Annotated in this window: 19 protein-coding genes; 8 read left to right on the top strand and 11 right to left on the bottom strand. The window is 33.9% G+C overall.

The features are described from left to right. Positions 1–159 precede the first annotated feature (159 nt). The 3 genes from D7322_RS18055 to D7322_RS18045 all read right to left on the bottom strand — a co-directional run bounded on the left by D7322_RS18055 (position 160) and on the right by D7322_RS18045 (position 4,187). Positions 160–2,448, bottom strand: a complete 2,289-nt coding sequence (locus tag D7322_RS18055; protein WP_121125646.1) for a GumC family protein — start codon at positions 2,446–2,448, stop codon at positions 160–162. A gap of 19 nt (positions 2,449–2,467) precedes the next feature. After that, on the bottom strand, positions 2,468–3,226 hold the full coding sequence (locus tag D7322_RS18050) for a polysaccharide biosynthesis/export family protein (protein ID WP_121125645.1): 759 nt from the start codon (positions 3,224–3,226) through the stop codon (positions 2,468–2,470). Positions 3,227–3,755: 529 nt separating this feature from the next. Then, a complete protein-coding gene (locus tag D7322_RS18045) occupies positions 3,756–4,187 on the bottom strand; it encodes a helix-turn-helix domain-containing protein (RefSeq protein ID WP_183078752.1) in 432 nt (143 codons plus the stop codon). Between the two features lie 212 nt (positions 4,188–4,399). Between D7322_RS18045 and D7322_RS18040 the strand changes: the two genes are divergently transcribed. Both D7322_RS18040 and D7322_RS18035 read left to right on the top strand, forming a co-directional pair. After that, positions 4,400–5,440: a cyclic nucleotide-binding domain-containing protein gene (locus tag D7322_RS18040; protein ID WP_121125643.1), complete on the top strand. Its 1,041-nt coding sequence runs from the start codon at positions 4,400–4,402 to the stop codon at positions 5,438–5,440. 212 nt (positions 5,441–5,652) lie between these two features. Further along, on the top strand, positions 5,653–6,483 hold the full coding sequence (locus D7322_RS18035) for a universal stress protein (RefSeq protein ID WP_121125642.1): 831 nt from the start codon (positions 5,653–5,655) through the stop codon (positions 6,481–6,483). A gap of 539 nt (positions 6,484–7,022) precedes the next feature. Here the strand turns inward: D7322_RS18035 and D7322_RS18030 are convergent. From D7322_RS18030 to D7322_RS18015, 4 genes are all read right to left on the bottom strand, one after another. Continuing rightward, positions 7,023–7,469 (bottom strand): hypothetical protein, encoded by a 447-nt coding sequence (locus tag D7322_RS18030; protein WP_121125641.1) that lies wholly within the window; start codon positions 7,467–7,469, stop codon positions 7,023–7,025. 1 nt (position 7,470) lies between these two features. Then, positions 7,471–8,496, bottom strand: coding sequence for an AAA family ATPase (locus D7322_RS18025; protein WP_183078751.1), 1,026 nt, complete (start codon positions 8,494–8,496; stop codon positions 7,471–7,473). Positions 8,497–8,906: 410 nt separating this feature from the next. Beyond that, positions 8,907–9,458, bottom strand: a complete 552-nt coding sequence (locus D7322_RS18020) for a hypothetical protein (protein ID WP_121125639.1) — start codon at positions 9,456–9,458, stop codon at positions 8,907–8,909. A gap of 26 nt (positions 9,459–9,484) precedes the next feature. Continuing rightward, complete coding sequence (locus D7322_RS18015) at positions 9,485–10,828, bottom strand: ImmA/IrrE family metallo-endopeptidase (protein ID WP_121125638.1); 1,344 nt, start codon at positions 10,826–10,828, stop codon at positions 9,485–9,487. Positions 10,829–11,461: 633 nt separating this feature from the next. On the opposite strand from D7322_RS18015, the gene D7322_RS18010 reads away from it, so the two are divergent. Next, positions 11,462–12,508 (top strand): hypothetical protein, encoded by a 1,047-nt coding sequence (locus D7322_RS18010; protein WP_147430471.1) that lies wholly within the window; start codon positions 11,462–11,464, stop codon positions 12,506–12,508. Between the two features lie 104 nt (positions 12,509–12,612). Next, positions 12,613–13,152 carry a hypothetical protein gene (locus tag D7322_RS18005; protein WP_121125636.1) on the top strand — a complete coding sequence of 180 codons (540 nt, stop codon included), beginning with the start codon at positions 12,613–12,615 and terminating at the stop codon, positions 13,150–13,152. Positions 13,153–13,708: 556 nt separating this feature from the next. On the opposite strand, the gene D7322_RS18000 is transcribed toward D7322_RS18005, so the two are convergent. Beyond that, entirely contained in the window at positions 13,709–14,110 is a 402-nt protein-coding gene (locus D7322_RS18000; RefSeq protein WP_220700103.1) for a hypothetical protein, read from the bottom strand. 674 nt (positions 14,111–14,784) lie between these two features. Here D7322_RS18000 and D7322_RS17995 point away from each other — a divergent pair. From D7322_RS17995 to D7322_RS17980, 4 genes are all read left to right on the top strand, one after another. After that, complete coding sequence (locus D7322_RS17995) at positions 14,785–15,150, top strand: DUF7674 family protein (RefSeq protein WP_121125635.1); 366 nt, start codon at positions 14,785–14,787, stop codon at positions 15,148–15,150. Positions 15,151–15,160: 10 nt separating this feature from the next. Then, positions 15,161–15,652: a DinB family protein gene (locus D7322_RS17990; protein WP_121125634.1), complete on the top strand. Its 492-nt coding sequence runs from the start codon at positions 15,161–15,163 to the stop codon at positions 15,650–15,652. 50 nt (positions 15,653–15,702) lie between these two features. Then, a complete protein-coding gene (locus D7322_RS17985; RefSeq protein ID WP_121125633.1) occupies positions 15,703–16,512 on the top strand; it encodes a helix-turn-helix domain-containing protein in 810 nt (269 codons plus the stop codon). A gap of 71 nt (positions 16,513–16,583) precedes the next feature. Then, positions 16,584–18,146 (top strand): serine hydrolase, encoded by a 1,563-nt coding sequence (locus tag D7322_RS17980; RefSeq protein WP_183078750.1) that lies wholly within the window; start codon positions 16,584–16,586, stop codon positions 18,144–18,146. 330 nt (positions 18,147–18,476) lie between these two features. Here D7322_RS17980 and D7322_RS29110 read toward each other — a convergent pair whose 3' ends face one another. The 3 genes from D7322_RS29110 to D7322_RS28495 all read right to left on the bottom strand — a co-directional run. Further along, the gene (locus tag D7322_RS29110) at positions 18,477–19,175 is read right to left on the bottom strand and encodes a KilA-N domain-containing protein (RefSeq protein ID WP_394342598.1); all 699 of its coding nucleotides are present in this window, start codon (positions 19,173–19,175) and stop codon (positions 18,477–18,479) included. A 16-nt stretch (positions 19,176–19,191) separates the two neighbouring features. Continuing rightward, a complete protein-coding gene (locus D7322_RS17965; protein WP_220700102.1) occupies positions 19,192–19,380 on the bottom strand; it encodes a hypothetical protein in 189 nt (62 codons plus the stop codon). A 162-nt stretch (positions 19,381–19,542) separates the two neighbouring features. Further along, the coding region (locus tag D7322_RS28495) for a hypothetical protein (RefSeq protein WP_220700101.1) at positions 19,543–20,017 on the bottom strand (475 nt) is incomplete at its 5' end.

Genomic DNA, 20,017 nt, shown 5'->3' with positions numbered 1-20,017 from the left:
GTGTTTTTGTAAAGTAATTAGACAAAGGGTAAATTGGAATCGGCTAAAATTATTATTTGCGGATCATTTATTTCTAGTGAGGTGCAGCGTAAGTTTATTTATATAATGGCTATTGTTTTAATATTGCAATAGATCTATTTTCTTCTTTTAAGAAGTGTATTAGTTAGGCATGGCATATCCGTAGCCCCCATAACCATACTTTTGGTTCTTTTCTCTTTTAGCGTCGTTAAATACTACCATTAGATTTTTAAGCTTATTTTCGTCGTTAATATCTTTCAGGATACCTAATTGATAGTTATTCGTGTAATTATATCTTACCAGGTAAATGCTTACATCTACATAAGGCGCTAAACTGAAAGCATCAGCTACTTGTCCAACAGGGGATGTATCTACAATTATATAGTCAAAGCGTTTTCTTAATTCACTTAGGAGTTCACCAACTCTGGAGCTCATTATCATTTCTGCTGGGTTTTTTAGAATTTCTGAACAGCCAATTACACTGACATTATCTGATAATAGACTGGGTTGGATAATATCATCTACAGAAATACACTCATCATCAAGATAATCTGTAACTCCTAGCGTTGATGATAATTTTAACTTTTTTAATAGTACGGGGCTCCTTAAATCAAGTTCTACAATAACTACTTTTTTATTAAGCATTCCTAATGTAGTCGCCAAATTGATGCTAAAAAATGTCTTTCCTTCCCCTTTCATACTGGATGTAACCAATATCATTTTATGGCGTTGATTTGTCATAAAGCTTAAATTCATGCGTATGTACCTAAATAGCTCGGAAATAGTGGAGCGATGGTCTGTTTGAAAAACATTGGTACCTTTATCTAGATTGTGGGAAAGTTCACCTAGCAATTTTGCACCTGTAAGCTCAATTGTTCTGGCATCCCTCACTTTATTGTTAAAAAATCCCCTAACATAAATAAACCCTGCAGGTATTAAGCATCCGAAGACTAAACCACATAAATAAAGCATTTGTGCTTTTGGAGCAATAGGTGCTGTATTATAAGCTGGTCTATCTATAACTTGTGATGTAGGTACAGTTGTAGACAATGATAATGCTGTTTCTTCACGTTTTTGCAACAAGTAATGGTATAATCCAGTTTTCACACTTTGGTCTCTACTTCTTTCTAAAAGTCCTCTTTCTATTGTAGGGACAGATTTACTTTTACTATAGAATTGTGAATAATTTTTTTGTAAATTTTTGTTCTGAATATTAAACCCACTTTTAATTGACTTTAAGTTTTCCAGAATGTTGCTTTTTAAACTTGATAATTGCTCATTCAAATTTAAAACAAGAGGATTTTCAGCATTAGCTGTACGAAGCATTCTGTTTCTTTCTAACTGTAAATCATTAAACTTTCCAATCATTACATTTAGTATAGGATCTTCTATTCCCATGGCGCTTGGCGCTAAACTGCCTTGTGCCTGATTGCTTTGAAAATAATCTTCGATAGATTTTACTAGGCCGAGCTTTACAACTGATTCCGCTAACAATTGATTGTATTCAACCGATCTTGTTGCATTTAATTGTGCATCTATACCGAAATCGGTCACTTGATTTTGTTGTTTGAAGTTCTCTACATCTTGTTCCGCTCCAGCGAGGTCATTTACTAAATATTTTAATCTGTTATCTATAAACTTAATTGTATTTTGAGCGATAATATTTTTATTGTTTACATTATTAATATTATAGTTTTCAATGAGATTTGTTAAAATATCTAATCCCCGTTGCGGAATATTATCGTTCAAACTAATTGTAATAGTATTAGCATCTTTAGCTACAGGAACTATATTCAACCTAGCTAAGCTATATGACTCTGTCAGTTTATACAGATCTTGAAATTGAATATTTATTTTTCCATATTCAGGTTTAAAAGCAGGCCCTTTCTTTATTTGTATTGTATAGTTTTTATTTTTGATAGGTTGATCATAGTTTGCAATCATATTAATATTACTAACTGTTAAACGAAATTGGTTGTTGTTAATAGATGCAATTTCTATAGCTCTAGAATAAGCTCCTTTTTTCAATTCCTGTACTTCTACTTTAATAGGTAATGTATTACCGTATAACTCTTTTGTTTTAAAACCTACTTTCTGAAAGTATGATGTCTCAAGATTCAAATCTTTTAAAACTTTAGATATCAAATCTCTTGATCTGAAAATTTCAGTTTCATTTTCAACTGTTTTAGTGGTTTGGAACATGTTCAAATCGCTAAAAGCAGTGCCGTTAGACATAGAAGCGCCCTCTTTATCGTCTTGTACTAACAATGTGCTACTAATTTTATAAACAGGAGGTGTTATGAACAAGAAGCCATAAACGAAAGCTATTGCTGTCGTAATGCTAATTAAAAAATAGGGCCAGTTTTTGGTAAAACTTTTCAAAGCTTCTGCAACATCTTTAGGGCCGTTTAAGTTCTTTTCTGCAAACATGATCTTATTCCTTAAGTAATTAATTTCTTAAAATGGCTGAAATCAGGACGGCAACTGCCGATATAGAGGCAATAACAATAGGCATAATTCTCGTGCTAGGGCTATATTCTATAGCTTTAGATTTATCCGGCTCCACATAAACTATATCGTTTTGCATCAGATTAAAAAAGCGATCATTAAGCACATCTTCTTGGTTTAAATTCAACCTTTTCATTATTCTTTTCCCATTTTGCTCTCTAATGACTAATACTTTTTCTCGTTTACCATAAACCGTCATATCACCTGCCATACCAAGCGCCTCTAATAAATTAATATGATCGCTAGGTATGGTAAAGCTCGAGGGTTTATTTACTTCTCCGATTACGGTAATCTTAAAATTTAAAAGTTGTACTTCAACCATTGGTTCTTTGACATATTTAGCTAGTTTTTCTATTAATGCATCCTGGGTTTGTGTAATAGTCAAACCTTCCACTATAATATTGCCTATTACGGGGAGAGTAATCGTTCCGTCTTTAGCTACTCTATAACCTGCCGGTCCTTCATAAGTAGCTCCCGCTGCATTTTGGCGGTTAACCGTAAATAGTGTGTTTGATTCCGGGTTAAGACTATTTATATTTATCCTCAAAAGATCGTTTTGTTGTATTTTTATTGATTCGTCTCGTATCGTTTTCTCGGCGGTTTGCTGAGCTAAATTGCTGAAATAAGCCAACTCTCTTTTTTGCGCACATGAGCTAAAAGTGAGTATATATATAATAATTAACAGGTGTTTTGTTTTCATGATTTTATATCTTAAAATGTGCAAAACTTCTTGATAACTAAGGTATATATAAAACAATCAATAATTTATGCGGCAGATTACTTTGTATTTAAATTGTATAAATGGTATACCGGTTTTACAAGAGTTTACGGTTTTGTTCAACAGATTTAGCGGGAGTTGTAAAAAAAGTGAATTACTATATGTATAATACTTGGTTGTATTTAATGTGTGATGAATGTAATTTTTGTTGTATATCAATTTAAGAAAAGTTGTAAAACAGGAGATTTGCATTTCCCAGTTTAAACATTTTGATTTTTTTACAGTTTTAAACCACAGATAACCAAAAGAAAAAATGCATATAGCAGATAGAATGGGGGAGGAGCCCGTCAGGTATTGTGTAGTCTTTATGGTGAGGTATATAAAGACGGGTTCAAATCGGGCGTTATATCCTAAGCACGATCATAACCAAGTTTTAGTGACCTTAGTACATATAAGCTAACGGAAAAGATAAAAGGGATGTTTTTTTTAAGAAGATATCGAATTAAGAAAGTTATTTAGGGTGTTGAGATTGATTTATTAGAAACTCGTTATATTTTTCTAACAGAAGGATATATTTTCTTATCCAATAGTCAATCTTCTCATTTTCTTTGGATGGGTTTTGTAAAGGATGCTGTTCTATTTTAGCGTCTGAACTTGAGCGAAAAACTTCGGGAAAATCAGAAGAAAAATCATAATTAGTATAAGAGCCAATTCTAACTAATACATCAAAAGGTAAGGTATCATGCTCAAACCATTTGTATAACGTACACCTGCTAATCTTCATATATTTGGCCAGCTTACTTATATTATGACCTTGCTTTCTAATAATGGATTCTACAATATTACCTGCATGTTTTTGTGAAGAATCTTTTAAGGCAGCTCTGCTGCTTTCGGGATTTAAACCAACTTTAAAAAAATCCTTCTCCGATATGATAGCGTTCATAATTCTCTTAATTTTTAGGACACAATTAGTTTTCATTTAAATTTCTTTCAAATGTTCTGTATGTGAAATGATGCTTGTCAGGGTTTATAGTGACGATGGTCACATATTTTGATCGGTTTTGTAGCTGAAAGGTTACGTTTTTTAAGAAAAAATTGTCGCAAAGCAGAATTAGAAGTAGATTTATCAATTATCTTATACATGTATTGACAAAAATGAATAATATTTTAATTATCGAAAATGATCTGGATTTACTGGGTAAATATTCGGATGTATTAAAAAATTCAGGGTATGAAGTAACGGCAGCATTTAATAGCGAAATAGGGATTAATCTAGCATTAAGTAAACTTCCTAGTTTAATATTATGCAATACTGTGCTGTCAAATATAGATGGTTTTGGTGTATTATCTATATTGTCAAAAAATCCATCAACTACTAAAATACCCTTCGTCTTTTTAAATGCTTTATCCACTCCAGATATTGTAAAAAAAGGGATAGCATGTGGCGCTGATGATTTTGTCACAAAGCCATTTCAGGGCGATCAGCTTGTTAGATCTGTAGAAGGTCAAATTAACAAGAATAAGAATCAGATATCATTGCCGATTAGCGAGGCGAATAACAATCATCCCCATAATGGTACAGGCTTGGAAAAACTGTTCGATCTTATTTCTCAATGCAAAATACGACATATCAAAAAGAAACAAACGTTGTATTACGAAAGCGATCATTCGCAATGGCTTTATCTATTGATCGAAGGTTGTATTAAAACTTTGAAACTAACAGACGATGGTCGACAAATGATTACAGGGTTGTATAAACCAAACAGTTTTATTGGTTTGGATACTTTGTTGCTAGATGATCCTTGGCTTGAAAGTGCCGAAGCTACTCAGGATTCATCTCTTTATCTTATATCTAAAAGTGCAATTATTGACTTGTTAAACGAACATGTTGGACTTAATCAACACTTTATTAAAATATTATCAGCCTATTTACGCGAAAAAAAAGATCAACTCGTAGAGCTTGCTTACGAGTCTGTGAGAAAAAGACTTACACAAGTATTACTTAGGTTAAATAAGAATGCAGTCCCAATAGACCAAATAGATATTTGTAGGGACGAACTTGCTGGACTTGCTGGTATCGCTACAGAAACGGTTAGTAGAATACTTACCGATTTTAGAGAAAGAGGATTAATAGAAAGAAATGGAAGTCAGATCCACATTATGGATCTTGGCGGTTTAATAAAGATGAAAAGCTAAACAAACGGTTTACAGCCCCGTTTTCATCAGAACAATTATAATTACCTTCCCTAAAATGCCTGTATAAGGTGTTCTCTCCAAATCTTGAAAAATGTATATCATCAAATTATCTGTGAAGCATATTTTACGCTAACGATCAGTGTTTTAACTGATAGCCATCATTGTATCTGTATTATTCTAAAGGTAATTTTAGGGAAAAATGATGAGGATGTATGGAAAAAATTCTGGTAGCTACAGATCTTTCGGCTGGTTCTACTTCAGCTATTCATTTTGCCTATAAATTGTCACAGTTAAAAGGTGCTACTTTGATTATTGTGCATGTTTATCATCTTTTGAAACCCAAAAGCTGGAGACCTCATAGGTTTGAAAATTACCGTCAAGTCAGAAGAGATTTTATATTAACTAAGTTAAACAAGTTTTTAGATCGAATTTTTAGTAACATAGAAGCGCCTACCGTCAATTTTGAGATCGACCTTCAGATGAATCCAAATACAGTGACCACTATTTTGAGATGCGTGTCCAAGCATAAATGTACCTGTATATGCCATGGCATTCAGGGGGGAGGGAGATTAAAAAAGACGATCGGTGCCTCAGCAAACAAATTAATTGCGAAATCTTCAGTTCCCGTGATTAGTGTGCCTAGTTTTTATAAGACAAAAACTATAGATAGTATTTGTTACGCTTCAGATATGACTAATTATCAAAAGGAAATCAAGAAGATTGTAGAGTTTGTAAAAACACTTAATATTGAAATTAAATTATTGCATATTGTCTCTCCACAAGAAATTATGCTTAAAGCTACGCTTTTAGAAGGGCGGTTGTTCAAAAGAATAGGAGTTGCGGTTAAGGTTAAATATGCTCTCAGAACCTCGACGAACACTTTAATTGAAGATATTGATCTTGCGGTTAGAAAAATAAGACCGTCTCTAGTTGTTTTTTTTATAAATAAATCTAAACATTATTTAAACCCAATACTTTATGCTTCAACGACACACGAACTATCTCGCTTGAGAAAAATTCCGATATTAACTTATAAAAAGTAAATAAATCCCTAAACTTATCCTTTACTTTTTTAAAATCTTCCGAATACTTGAATTCCCATTCATTTTCATTAAAACGGAACTCTCCAATAGGGAGCTTCTCATATTTTAGAAGAAAAACTTGGTTGCGCTTTGAAATTTGGCGCAATAGAGGAACACTGATCTTATCAAGACTTTTCTTCTTATGGATCAATTTATTAATAATATTCAACATGACGCCTCCTCTCTTAAAATGCTAAATTTTCTTTTAATAATATGTATTATGGTATCAATTCTAATAACACTGAAAATTCATCTTTAATCATCGTAATAACTTCTTCTTTTAAAGGATGCAAAGATCGTTAATTATTTCTAAATATTCGCGAGGCTTGTGAACCTTTAGATTCAAAAGCGGATAAAGATATGCTGTGCTGTTGACGGAATCATTGATTATTGCCACTCAAATCCTGAAGAGATAGAGTTGAGGTGAAATTGGTCTAAAGTTGTAAATATCGTTAAATCAAAGAATGAAAGTAATTCCCACCTGGGTACCTTAAAAGGGCTTAAATTACTTCTTCGTAATGAATTTGTTTTCTCTTGATCAGTAATTTATGTTCTTTAAATAACTTTTGTTGGATAGCTTTAAATTTTTGGTCAGCAGCTTTGGGTACAGCACTAGAAACAATAATCCCGATAAAGTCTTGCGCTCTTTTCTTTATTTTGCTGTTTAATATGTCGAAAGTACTTTTTATTTGTTCGACAGCATCGTCAAGTGATTGTTCTTTAAGTTCTACCAGATAAAATTTTTGATCTTCTTTTATTGCAAAGAAAAAGTCACATTTACGGATATTATTGTCTTTGATAAGGCAATTATCGATGTGAATTTTACAGATGCTCTTCTTGCTTCGGTTGTTTATTACAAATTTTTTGCCGTTTTCAAAAGCGACGGACGAATTACTATAACAATCCATGTCACCTCCTAATATAGCATATATATCCTTGCACGGCATATTACGAATATCTTAGCGTTAACAGATTTTCAAACGTTTCACTTAGCTCCTCAGAAATATCATCTATATTGGATGGACCGATTGATTTCAATTCATTATCCAATGTAGACGTTGATTTTCCATTGCTGAAGTAGTAACAAGCGACATTTTCAAAATCTAACCATAATGGGGATGGTACAATATTCTCGACATCATTTTTAAGTTCGGGCTTTTCGCGAACCACATTTCCGGCTTGTACCAAATTATCAATTGATGTAAGCAAATATGGGCTATGCGTCGTCACGATCAGTTTATCCTCTGATTGTTTTATCCTTTCGATAATAAATTCTATCAGGTCTTTTTGGGAAGAAGGATATAAGTTAAGTTCGGGTTCTTCTATTACGAAAAGATCATCATCTTTCTTTTTTGAGTTGGTATTGTGCTGCACGACAAGGAGAAGTGGAACTATAGATCGAATGCCGCTTGAAGCCTGCGATAGTTTTATCGTAGTCTGATCTGATACCTGAATATAGTCTGTCCCATCTTTCCATTGATATTTTGTTTCCAGAAAATCAATAGATAGTTCTTTGATATGGCTTCTTGCACTTTCGAACTTGGCTCCAAATTCAATCAGCCATTTAGGCAAAGCGATATCGCTACTGATCAAGCTAAAAATAGATTGAGAAAAAGTCGCAAAAAATACCCTATCAGCAGGTATATAAATTGGATTTACACTTTTTATATCCTTTTCATTCAAGATATTTGAGGCGAATTGTTGATTCTTAATGGTATAAAAGTGATTGCCATTTTCATACTGAATTAAGGTATCTTCGTTTATTGCAAAATCGATATTATGGTTGCTGAGAGATTTTTTAAATGTATCTAATCGATTGTTGGTATTGAAGAAAATACCAGATTTGAGAATTGATAAAAGCTTTGCAACAGTACTTTTTCCGCTGGGATTAGATCCAATATAGATGTTAATATCCTTGATTTCTATATCAATATTCGATAAAGGACCAAAACTTTTGACGATTAATCTTTCCATAGACCATAATTTTTCTGTTTTGATTTCTTCACAACCGATATTTTCTACTATACCCGATGGTTCTACCAATACATTGCCACAAATATAATACATCTTTCTGCTACTGCTTCCTCTGTATCTACCTCGAATTCGTGGTAATTAAAATCGGAGTTATTATTTTAGGGAATTATAATTTTTGTAACGCTTGCGATTAGAAAAAAGAGAAGTTATCGGGCTAATTAAGCCAGATTAGTTGTTTAACACGGACAGCTAGCGTTGAGATTATAAGGAATTATCCTCTTATTTTGTAACCAGGAATATAGAGTGGTTCCACTTTCTCGAGGTCTTTAGACATACCTTTAAATCTGTTCTTGTCAGAAGTTACGGCATGCGTAGCCTTCGGAACTCTGTGAGTTACCTTAACTTCGTGCTTAGTTTGTTTCTGCAAAGATGTCTTCATATCGCTTTACTATTTCCTTGATACTTTTATTAAAAATATTAGGTATTACAAATATAACTGAATTTTTCCGGTTTCCGAAAATATTATACTTGTTTTGAAATGAACGTCTTAGGATCTCTATGTAGGTCCTATATCGTTTGTTATTATCATTAGAGTCTTCCCGTATGAGATTTGCCGCCAAGAATCCCCATATTCTTAAATTATGGTTGTTTTGAAACATTACCATAATGTCCATCAGCGTTCCTCCAATTTTACCAAAGGAATTTTGTTTTGTTAGCATACGATAACGAAGATCTTGTACCGTATCTTGTGCGGATACTCTAGGCGTTAAACTAATTTTAGGGTAATAATCCATAGTGAGTAGGCCTTCTGCATATTCTTTAACACTTACAATATATTTAATGCAACCTTTTTTGTTGTGAAGGTAAAATTTAAAAATGTATTCACGCAGAAAAGATTCGCTATTGACAAATCTATTCTTGCGTATCTGTATAAGTTTATAAGGTAGGGTAGTATCAAACATAGTTTACTATTGATTAATTTTTGTTGCTAACTATATCGCATAATAGCCCTTGTCATGATATCGCCAATCAGTTCTGGTTCATTGTTAGGATTCATAATACTTCTCCATCTTGTAGGATTCTTTTCACTATAACGAATTAAGTTGAGATCATCCATGCGATATTTTAACATCGCCTTGCTCACATTGAAAAATGCCGACAGTTCACTAGTGATCTTTATGTAATCAAATTTGTTGCATTCCTGATCATCTAAAAAGAGCTGTCCCACACGATTGATACCAAGAAGCTTCTGGTTCAGTATCAATCGCATTTTTAGGGCATCTTTTGGCATTAATAGGGCAGAAGCGAATTGGTTTGCTTGCCATTCAATCCAATTTTTGTCATTTTGAAGATTATGTTTCCTGGTCAAAGGATTAAATTTAGAATCTTCCAAGCTATTATAATCCGATTGATTCAGACCTGTGTCAGCGTGTAATAGAATATGTGCAAATTCATGCGCAAGGGTAAACAGATGACTATCCGTACCTACGATTTCTTGATTAATGTGAATTTCCCTTTTTTTAGGATCGCAATATCCTTTTATATCCAGATTAAACAGATTATAAACCGTTTGATCGTTGTATATTGATATACCGTATTCGGTTTTCAGAAAGTTGCTTAGCTCTTCAACGGAGAGATTTGAAATACCGTTTAAAATACTAGGGTTAATTTTGTAGAGTACTCTTTGAGCAAATTTTTCAATGTTTTCTTTGGATAGACGTTCAATTTGACTCAAGGACGAATTGAGTTCGCTTTTTTCTGTTGTTTTGCCAAGTGATATTGTAAAAGCTTTCTCTATTATTTCATCCCATTTCTGTTTATCAATATTTGCTGAATCAGCAATAAGGCCATTGTTATAATCTATTGATTCTGTCCAATCTTGTGTGATCTTGTAATTATTCTTTTTATTGTGAAGTATAATGTTTGTTAGGTTATCTTCTGTGACATTTATTAGCATAACACCTTTGTTTTTGGCATAAGTTTGCACACCTGATTGAAGTTCTCCTGAGAATACGAATACTGCCTTGACGTTCTTGCCTGACACTTGATTTACCTTTTCTACAAACTCTTCGATATTATCAATAGATATCTTGCCACTGTAGTTTTTACATTCTGCTATATAGAGCAATTGATAATTTTCAGCACCGATAGGAGTAACTTCGATACTGATGTCGAATTCGATAGGTTTTTCACGATCTTTCGAATAGTATTTAGGTTTCTTTTTAAACTTACAACATTGAAGAAGTAGCGGAATGCTTCCTTTTTCTACTTCGTCTTGGAGTATGTCAAATACTTTATCTTCAAACTGATTACCTTTTAATACTGTATTCATATCGAAATTTCTTATATACAATTATACTAAAAAAATGAGATATTAAAGCTAATATTTGTAGTTTTGTGTAGTTTTTTTTGTTGAAAAACCTACATGCCTGGCTTTTTTATTCAATCATAAAACCTACCTTATCAGTTATCTTAATAATTTTATTTATTTGTAATTTAGGTGCTTTGTTAATTTATTTAACAAGCATTAATAAAAAAAATGTTATCTTTCGCACAATAACTATATTAAACATCACGAATAAAAAAGATGAGCTATCCTGATATCCTAAAATATTGGTATAATTCGCTGGCGGATACAAAAATAGAAGCCTTTAGCCTCGATAAATGCGACAAAAGTTAAGCCATTTTGACAGAAAACCATATGAACTGAAAAGGATATTAACCAAATATCCATTTAATCAATTAAAAATATAAACACAGTATTATGCAAACTAACGATCAAATTCTTGTCTACCCCATTTTTTATCGCATTTTTTTTACTTTATTGTTAATATCAATCGTTGGAATTTCGCTATGGACATTTTTGTTTTCTCAATATCGACTAGAATATAACGGTGAAATATCCGTATTCCCGCTTATTATTGCTGTTTCTTCGGTCTTTGTTTGTTATAAACTTTTTCGGTATTTGTTATATATATACCGCTGGAAAGCAATATTGACGGCGGAAGGTATCACTATATATGATCCTTGGATGGGACAATTATCCTTCAATTGGGATACTGACGTTATCATCTTGGGCAATTTCAATTTGGAGCTGATGGAGGGACGATATGGTCTCCTTAGAGCTGCTTTAGATGGACAATATACTGGATACAAGATCAGTAATTGGGTTGTTGGCCAGCCTGCGATTGTAGACTCCAATTTAGCTTTCTTAAGGCAAAAGAGCTTTAAAAATTTAAAACTCTCGAGCAAAGAGTTTGCAGCTACATTGGAGAGCAGCCAGCAGCATTATTCGGACTTCTTTGAAACCAACCGTTGGAATTTAGCATTCCTTGCTTATTGGTTTTGTAGAATAGTAACGATTATGCTTATAGCCTATATATTTATTCTTGATATTTTTTATTTTAACACTGCCGTGGTCTTGTTTTTTTGTATAGCGGTTACCCTACAATTGGTTATGGTGCTGCAATATTGGAATAGATTTCCACGGGGTGCTTTAAAACGCCTGTTTTTGAGTGCGGGTATTTCGATAATAGCTTTTGCGTACTTAATGTTTGACGACGTACATCTTTTGGATGAGCTATTCTTTGTAAAATGGGGAGCAGTCTTGGGTCTTGCAATGACGTTATTGATTTGGGTATTTATCCAGTTGTACCGAAAATTTGCGGCCAATTATCTCAAAGGCATATTCTATTCCATTCTTTTTATTTTTCTAAGCTTATATAGCATTGCTTTTCTTAAGGTTGGTAATATGCTCAATCTAGGGAAAGTCGAGGGTTGGGAGATAGGAACCGTTTATAATCCTCAAATTATCATTTTACCGGGAATGGATCCACATAAAATTGTTCTTGATAATCCTCAATGGGGGAGCAGAAATATGATGTTACCATTAGTTCGATCCGTTTCGGAGGCTCGGGTAGAGGTGAAAGTCTTTGAGGGAAGATTGGGTATACCCTGGTTTTACAAGAATTATGCAAAAGATGATGTAGACAATATACGACTTATCAAATAAAGGGAATGCAGTTTATGAAGAAATTATTGAATTTTGAACGGCAGGCGTTTGTCTAATAGGATTTATTTAGAGAGTTTTCTACATTTTATTACCAATATATAATCATGAAAAGTACCAATAAACATAAAACAAAGTGGAAGGACTATATTGTTTGTCTTTCTGTAACTATTATATTTGTGTCAATTTGCGGATTTGCCGCCTATATTCCTGTCTTCGTATCTGCACCGCAAGATGTGTTTCTAGCGTTTATTTTAGATCGTTTGAAGTTGATTTTGCCGGCTGCTGTGTGTTTTTCTGGAATAGCACTCATTTTAACTATATGGAGTATAGTATCTTATTATGGATATAAACCAGTCAAATTCAAAGCATTTTGGACATTTGTACCCTACACATTGACCGTTTTTTTAATGGCAGGAATTTTATATCGGAATTCCCTGCCGATAGAAAAGCTATTTGTTCCAGGTTATATACGCGCTACTAGTCCTGATCTCACGTGTCACAATGTTCCGTGGGATATAATGTGGTTCTTATGTGCGGTGGCGAATGGCTATATATTTTTGCTTCAATATAGCCCTTACCGGAAAAGCTTGTTCAACGTTATTGGTAGTGAACTTCTTAATAAATCTTCATATTTTAATCCATAGATTATCAGGGAGAATGATCTGTTAGAAGAAGCAGAGAGATTAGCGAATACATTTAGTGCATCAAATAGAAAAGAATCAGCCAATGATGACCCAGCTGCTCTTCAATATGAATTTTATGCTTTTATCTACGGTGAAGGTTTTGATTACGTTATTATTGATGAAGGATATGCTGTACCTTTTCTCTTTGAAGATGAGGATACCATAGACGATCTTCACGGCGGTATTTATTTACAGATCAACAAGACACTCTATATTCGTTTTGATCACATTATGTTGTTGGATTTCGAGGAACTCTATATTGTTGTATCCCCTTCGCTGGAAGTACGCAGCAGAAAGAAAAATTATCATTCAGGCAATTACTTGAGCTTACTTTTTTGTTGCAAGCCATCAACTGAAAACCACTAATAAATAGCCATCCTTTATTGCCTGCTTGCATTATTGTTTGTTAGCTTTATCGGTGGATTAATTGTTATTTTACTAATTTGTTGATATATTGGATGTTTTGATGCCATTGACCATCCGGATTCGAAAACGGATGACCAGTAGATAGGGAAGATTATTTAATCGTACTAAGCTTCCCAAGTACCTTCATATTTAACCACCTTCCATTTGCCTTTTGTTTAAGCCCCGCCGAATGTCCGTTTTCCGTTTTTCTTCCGTCATAGATAAATCCGCCACATTCTATTCCTTCTTCGTTAAAGAATAACATTCCCGAACGTTTTTTTCGGTCTGCGTTGGTCGGGCGATTATTGATTTTGCTAGTTCCGTTCGGAAAACGATCTACATTGGTAATAACCATTTTTACCGTTCCGTCTTTTTCCACAATGTTGATACGTTCTACATCTATTTTACTAAATTTTTGGTTTTCTGATTTTTTAAATGCAGTTAATGAAATAAATGTAATTCCTATAACAGTTGCAACTGCGAAAATTCTTAAAAATACTAATTCTCTATTCATCTTTTTTGATTTTAATTGTTTGATGAAGCAAAAATATTATGGTGCTGTTTTTTATTCAATAACAAAACAATGAACGCAGGAAAAAATCGAATAAACTGAGGAAATTAGGCGTTGAGTTCAATTAGAGTGAAGCACAACTCGCAAATACACGCAATGCGTATTTTGAATTATCAAGTTCCCTAAAGTCTTCATCAGTAAATTGACTGAAATAAAAATATCCTCAACAATCGTAAAGATAAAAACCAACCATAATCAAGTGATGTTCTTTTGCTTCTTTTCTTTGGTGTAGAACTGAGCGAGTTGAATAGAGTAGTGACCATGTATCTTGATTTTGCGGAGAATATGGCTCACTGACAGGTGCGGATGAAGATGACAGATTGGGTTAGTAACTTACTTTCCTAAATCTATCAAATGGTTTAAAAGATGATGCCAAAATGATTTCCTTTCCAAAGTACAATTTACTAAATTCATGCATCAGGTTTTTATTTATGATACAGTATTTAACAGACGATCAAATCATAACAAGGCTGAAACTGGGAAAATCTGTAGAGCAGTGGCTAGGCCATGTTCAGGAAGAATATCGGGATTATATAAAACGCTAATTTAATCATCGTATTCAAAATCTATTGACTTGGGGTGGAAGAAAGTAAGGAAGTTGTTCCAAAATAATAATTATGAAGGACCAAGATTTATTTATTAAAGAGTTGATTCAATTGTTTCCGAGTTTGAAAGAAGAGTTTTTAGATGAAGATTACAGAGATTCTATGACCTTTCAAATAGGCCGTTTTAAACGATTTATACAGCAAGCTATAGCTAAAAATGATCTGATTACCTTCGATGTTATGGTAGATTTTTTAACCAAGAATTTGCCTTTAGTTGATAAACGGGTTCAAAATGCCATTTATCTAAGTTTTTTGGGTAAATTGGATTTTTCCAAAAATCCTGATTTTAAAAAACGCTTAGGACTGCATTTGGGTGAGGCTTATACTAATATAGAGAATTACAATAATTCTCCAAGAAACAATCGCGGCACCGAGTAAAAAGTCAAATATGCAAGATTCAATTATGATAAAAGACGCACTTTGGAGCCAGTTTGGAGCTAGTTTAGACATGCTCGAAAACGCGATCCATATGTGCCCCGATGAACATTGGGACACCGCACTAGATTTTTGGTACCTGTCTTTCCACTGTCTCTTTTGGACAGATTATTATTTATCTGTAGAACCCAATAAATTTGAGCCACCAAAACCATTTACATTTTCAGAATTTGATCCGACGGGCAAAAAGCCAGACCGGACATATACCAGGTCAGAAATTCTTGCGTATTTGGAGCAATGTAGACAGAAAGCTAGAAAGCATATAGAAGAACTCACACCGAGCAGAATGAATGCCCGTTGGATCAACGAATCTAAGAACTTTTCTTTACTTGAGATTCTATTGTATAATATGCGGCATATTCAGCATCATGTTGCACAATTGAATTTATACCTTAGACAGACAATTGATCGTGCGCCGAAATGGGTATCTCAGGTGAAAGAATAAACGTCGCAGAAGACAAACCTACTATTCGTTATCACTAAAGAAAATGACAATTGAAATTACAGTTTTATATACCAGAAAATGAAACCTTAAGGAAATACATCGAGGGCTATTATTTTATTGCTGACGATGCTTCGGAAGAAATTGAGGAATATTTTACCTTTCCTAACAACTACTGCATCGTTTCCATAAATTCTGATTCAAGCGTTACATTTAATGAAAATCAAATCTCAATTGTACCTTCAGCAAAAAAAAATATCTATGCTAACTTGATTTATAACTATACCAAACCAATAACAATACGTTACGAGCGGCCCATTAAAGAAATCACTATTTATTTTAAGCCGCTTGGAATTAATCGTTTTTTGGAGAATTGGGAGATTATGTTTTCTTCCTTGCAACCTGTGGAATTTGGATCTCATTTTGATGATTTTGAAAGGGAAATGAGCCGTATTTTTCATATTTCTGAGAGGCAGATTCAACGAAATGAATTTGAAGCTTATTGGCTTTCGAAGTTTAGATACAAAGATTTTCGAAAAATTGAAAATATTTTGGTTGATCTTGAATCTAATATGAAAATCGCAGACATCGCCCTAAAAAATAATATATCAAGAAAGCATCTTTACAAATTGATATACAAACATCTGGGAAAATCCCCCATGGATTACCGGAAGATATTTAGATTTAGGAATACAATTGATAGCAAAGCAAGGGTTAGAAATTTAACAGAATTGTCCTATAAAAACGAATTCTACGATCAGCCCCATTTTGTAAAAGACTTTAAGGCCCTTACCAAATCGAGTCCGAATTCTTTCTTTAAAAATGTAGATATCGAAATAAAGAATATTTGGCGTTTCATATAGTTGGTAACATTTTTACAATTTTTAATGTTTTTTTCATTGTTACTTTAAGCTACATTTTGACAATATAAACCATGAAAAAAAGAATATCTGAGTTTGCCTTAATAATAGTGTTGTTATTGATCGCACTTCCACTTTTCTCCCAATTATCTTATCAAAAGATAGACTCCCTTATGGAAGAAGCTTTGGTTAAATTGAATGTCGCTGGAGCCTCGATTGCAGTTGTGAAAGATGGCCAGGTGATACATCAAAAAGGTTATGGTGTTGCTTCAATTACTACGAAGGAAAAAGTAACCGAATATACCAACTTCCAAATAGCATCCAACACTAAAGCATTCACTGCGGCTGCGCTTGCAATATTGGTAGATGAAGGAAAGATAACCTGGGATGATAAAGTAAAAGATTATATTCCCGAATTTAAAATGTACAATGATTATGTGACCGACAATTTTAATATCGTTGATTTACTAACTCATCGTAGCGGTCTTGGACTTGGCGCGGGAGATTTAACATTTATTCCCGATGGAGCTGACTTTACAGTGAAAGATCTGTTTGGTATTTTCCAACATTTTAAACCAGTTTCTTCCTTCCGGACAAAATATAATTATGACAATTTATTATACATCATTGCTGGAGAAATTATCGCAAGGGTGAGCAAGATGAGTTACGAAGAATTTATTCAAAAGCGAATATTCAATCCTTTGCAGATGAATTCTTCATTTGTCGGAGATTCAAATATTCAGGATGCCAAGAATGTGGCAGCACCGCATTCTGCGGCAACCGGTGAATTAAAAAAGATAGACCGGTTTGCTATTGGAATGATTGGACCAGCCGGCGGAATATATTCAAATGTGGCAGACATGTCAAAATGGATGTTAACACAGCTTAATAAGGGGCGGTATGGTGATGATCTAAAATCATTATTATTTAGTTCTGCCAGTAGCGGAAAGATGTGGACGATTCAAACTGTTCTACCCAACTATATTTCAGAACGGTATAACACGCAATTTAACGGATATGGATTAGGTTGGGTGTTAAATGATATGAGAGGTCATCTTACTGCTATGCATACCGGTGGCTTACCCGGAATGTTGTCACAGGTGATGTTAGTGCCGGATATGAAGTTGGGGATAGTTGTTTTAACCAATACAGAAAATGGGGGCGGGGGGCTGGCATTTGCTATTACTAGAGCTATTCTTGACAGTTATTTCGGCTTAGATGATGCCGAGTGGATCGACAACCGAGCCCGAAATCTCTCGCGTAACATTGGTGCAACAGATGCGGTAACAAAGGAAGTTTGGGCACAGGTAGATTCTTTGAGTGGTATCAAATACAATCGTCAGAATTTAATGGGTATGTATAACGATAAATGGTTTGGACAAATGGAAATTTATGAGAAGAATGGTGAGCTTAGAATCAGGAGTTTGCGTTCGCCAAAATTAAATGGCCGCATGTTTTTTTATGATAAAAATACGTTTGCCGTGAAATGGGATTATCAAGATATGAATTGTGATGCGTTTGTGATATTTGATTATAGTAAAAGAGGTAAAGCACAATCATTTAAAATGAAAGGAATATCACCTTCAATTGATTTTAGTTTCGACTTTCAAGATCTGGATTTAAAGCGAATAGATTAAAGCAAGTGTTCCACTCTATATCCTTTAATTTTATCATTAGAATATAGAGTGGTTCTGCGTTTTACAGATTTTTGTGAATAGCTGTGTTAATGATCACCCAATATTGCTATTGGTCTTAACTATCCAAGTATCCTCATATTTAACAACCTTCCATTTGCTGGTCAAAAACTGCCAGTCACCATCATGATTATTGAAAACGCAATATGGGCTTGCTTTCTTCGAGCCACTGGCGCGTCGTAAATGTTGTCATATTTTTGGATTCATAGAATTTAAAGTCAGCATTTCTTTCCAGTAATCGTAGAAACTTTCTCTAAAAATACGTGTGATTTTCTATTTCAATTTTTTAACAGCCTTATTTTCTACGAGCGACTTCATTTGGGTTACCGCTACTTTGTTCAGTTGTATAAGTCTTTCATTTTGTGGTAGGTCTTGTTGGATCAGCAACGCATTTATACTTTCCATGTTGCTTAGCACGACCAACTGTTCTATAATCGTGTAGTCTCGAATATTGCCCTTTTTGTCAGGATTAGTATCTCTCCATTGTTTGGCTGTCATACCAAATAGTGCGACATTCAGTATATCGGCTTCGCTGGCATAAACGGAATTCGCTTGTTGCTTGGTAATTTCTGAAGGAATGAGGTTTTCCTTTATAGCATCAGTGTGAATGTGATAATTTACTTTGGCTAGTGTCCTTTGTAAGCCCCAGTTCAATTTCAAACGATCATTTTCTTCATCTTTTAGACGCTGAAATTCTTTGATTAAGTAAATTTTAAAATGGGGGCTAATCCACATGCCGAATTCAAAAGCTATATCAGGATGCGCATATGTCCCCCCATATCTTCCTGCGGTCGCTTTTAAGCCAATAGCATTTGTCTTCTCAACCCAATCTTTAACACTGATTTTATAACTGTTAAGTCCGGCCTGACTTTTAATTACGGCGAATTCGCCATAATTAAAAAGAGGGTTATAAATGCTTTCCCAAATACCCAGATATTTAACTGTGTTTCTGTTTCGAAGCCAATCAGAAATGAAAAAGTCTCCATCTTTAGCTTGTGCAGTCGTTCGAATGCGCTAGTTGAATTTTATTGACGATGTGATCACATAGTTCACCAAAAGTGATAATGTGCATCAGTTCGGTGCTCTCAAACTTCATGTCAAATGATTTTTCAACTTTAACAAGTAAATCGCTAATATCGTCTGGATCTACATTTTCTAGTTCGTCGTCTGCCATCATATTACTATTAACAGTTGGTTACAAAATACGAATATGCTGTAAAAATAGCATTTAGTATTATTTTTTTAATTTTTTAATACACAATTGAAAATACTCTTTTCATTTAAAAATCCGATAATCTATTCAAGCCGTGTTGTCGACTACTTCATATTGCTATTGATATTAAGCTATCCAAGTCCCCTCATATTTTACAACCTTCCATTTGCCTTTTATTTTTTCAAGAATAAAATACCATCCCTGGCCACACAATCCACCACATATATGATCCACGGACACAAATGCTTTTTGGCCGTCATATGTCAGAATAGGTAAGTGGAAGACCAGCTTTGTTAAAAAACGTTCTTCCATAGTCAATCTATTGCTGTCTTTAACCATATACTTATGAGCGATCGATTGGGGAATGTATACTGTATCCCTTGCTCTTGTCTGATTTAGGAAACCGATTGAATCTTGCATGCTATAACCAAGATGGCTAAACAATTCCCTGATTCCAATAGCATCTCCCAGAGGATAATCCTCCTTGTAAGTCGTATGTATCATATCTTTGATAAATTTGTTTTCAATATAAGTTTCAGGTTTTTCAGTTATGATCAATCGACTGATATAAGTGTCATGGGTAATTATTGCATCCAGTATT

Source organism: Sphingobacterium puteale (genome assembly GCF_003627955.1).
Lineage (GTDB): Bacteria > Bacteroidota > Bacteroidia > Sphingobacteriales > Sphingobacteriaceae > Sphingobacterium > Sphingobacterium puteale.
Note: the sequence above shows the minus strand (reverse complement) of the source record. Positions and strands in the feature narration are given on the sequence as shown.

Excerpts from the sequence above, each read along its gene's own strand:
- D7322_RS18055 (WP_121125646.1), bottom strand. The coding sequence starts at position 2,448 with ATGTTTGCAGAAAAGAACTTAAACGGCCCTAAAGATGTTGCAGAAGCT.
- D7322_RS18050 (WP_121125645.1), bottom strand. The coding sequence starts at position 3,226 with ATGAAAACAAAACACCTGTTAATTATTATATATATACTCACTTTTAGC.
- D7322_RS18045 (WP_183078752.1), bottom strand. The coding sequence starts at position 4,187 with ATGAACGCTATCATATCGGAGAAGGATTTTTTTAAAGTTGGTTTAAAT.
- D7322_RS18040 (WP_121125643.1), top strand. The coding sequence starts at position 4,400 with ATGAATAATATTTTAATTATCGAAAATGATCTGGATTTACTGGGTAAA.
- D7322_RS18035 (WP_121125642.1), top strand. The coding sequence starts at position 5,653 with ATGGAAAAAATTCTGGTAGCTACAGATCTTTCGGCTGGTTCTACTTCA.
- D7322_RS18030 (WP_121125641.1), bottom strand. The coding sequence starts at position 7,469 with ATGCCGTGCAAGGATATATATGCTATATTAGGAGGTGACATGGATTGT.
- D7322_RS18025 (WP_183078751.1), bottom strand. The coding sequence starts at position 8,496 with ATGGAAAGATTAATCGTCAAAAGTTTTGGTCCTTTATCGAATATTGAT.
- D7322_RS18020 (WP_121125639.1), bottom strand. The coding sequence starts at position 9,458 with ATGTTTGATACTACCCTACCTTATAAACTTATACAGATACGCAAGAAT.
- D7322_RS18015 (WP_121125638.1), bottom strand. The coding sequence starts at position 10,828 with ATGAATACAGTATTAAAAGGTAATCAGTTTGAAGATAAAGTATTTGAC.
- D7322_RS18005 (WP_121125636.1), top strand. The coding sequence starts at position 12,613 with ATGAAAAGTACCAATAAACATAAAACAAAGTGGAAGGACTATATTGTT.
- D7322_RS18000 (WP_220700103.1), bottom strand. The coding sequence starts at position 14,110 with ATGAATAGAGAATTAGTATTTTTAAGAATTTTCGCAGTTGCAACTGTT.
- D7322_RS17995 (WP_121125635.1), top strand. The coding sequence starts at position 14,785 with ATGAAGGACCAAGATTTATTTATTAAAGAGTTGATTCAATTGTTTCCG.
- D7322_RS17990 (WP_121125634.1), top strand. The coding sequence starts at position 15,161 with ATGCAAGATTCAATTATGATAAAAGACGCACTTTGGAGCCAGTTTGGA.
- D7322_RS17980 (WP_183078750.1), top strand. The coding sequence starts at position 16,584 with ATGAAAAAAAGAATATCTGAGTTTGCCTTAATAATAGTGTTGTTATTG.
- D7322_RS17965 (WP_220700102.1), bottom strand. The coding sequence starts at position 19,380 with ATGATGGCAGACGACGAACTAGAAAATGTAGATCCAGACGATATTAGC.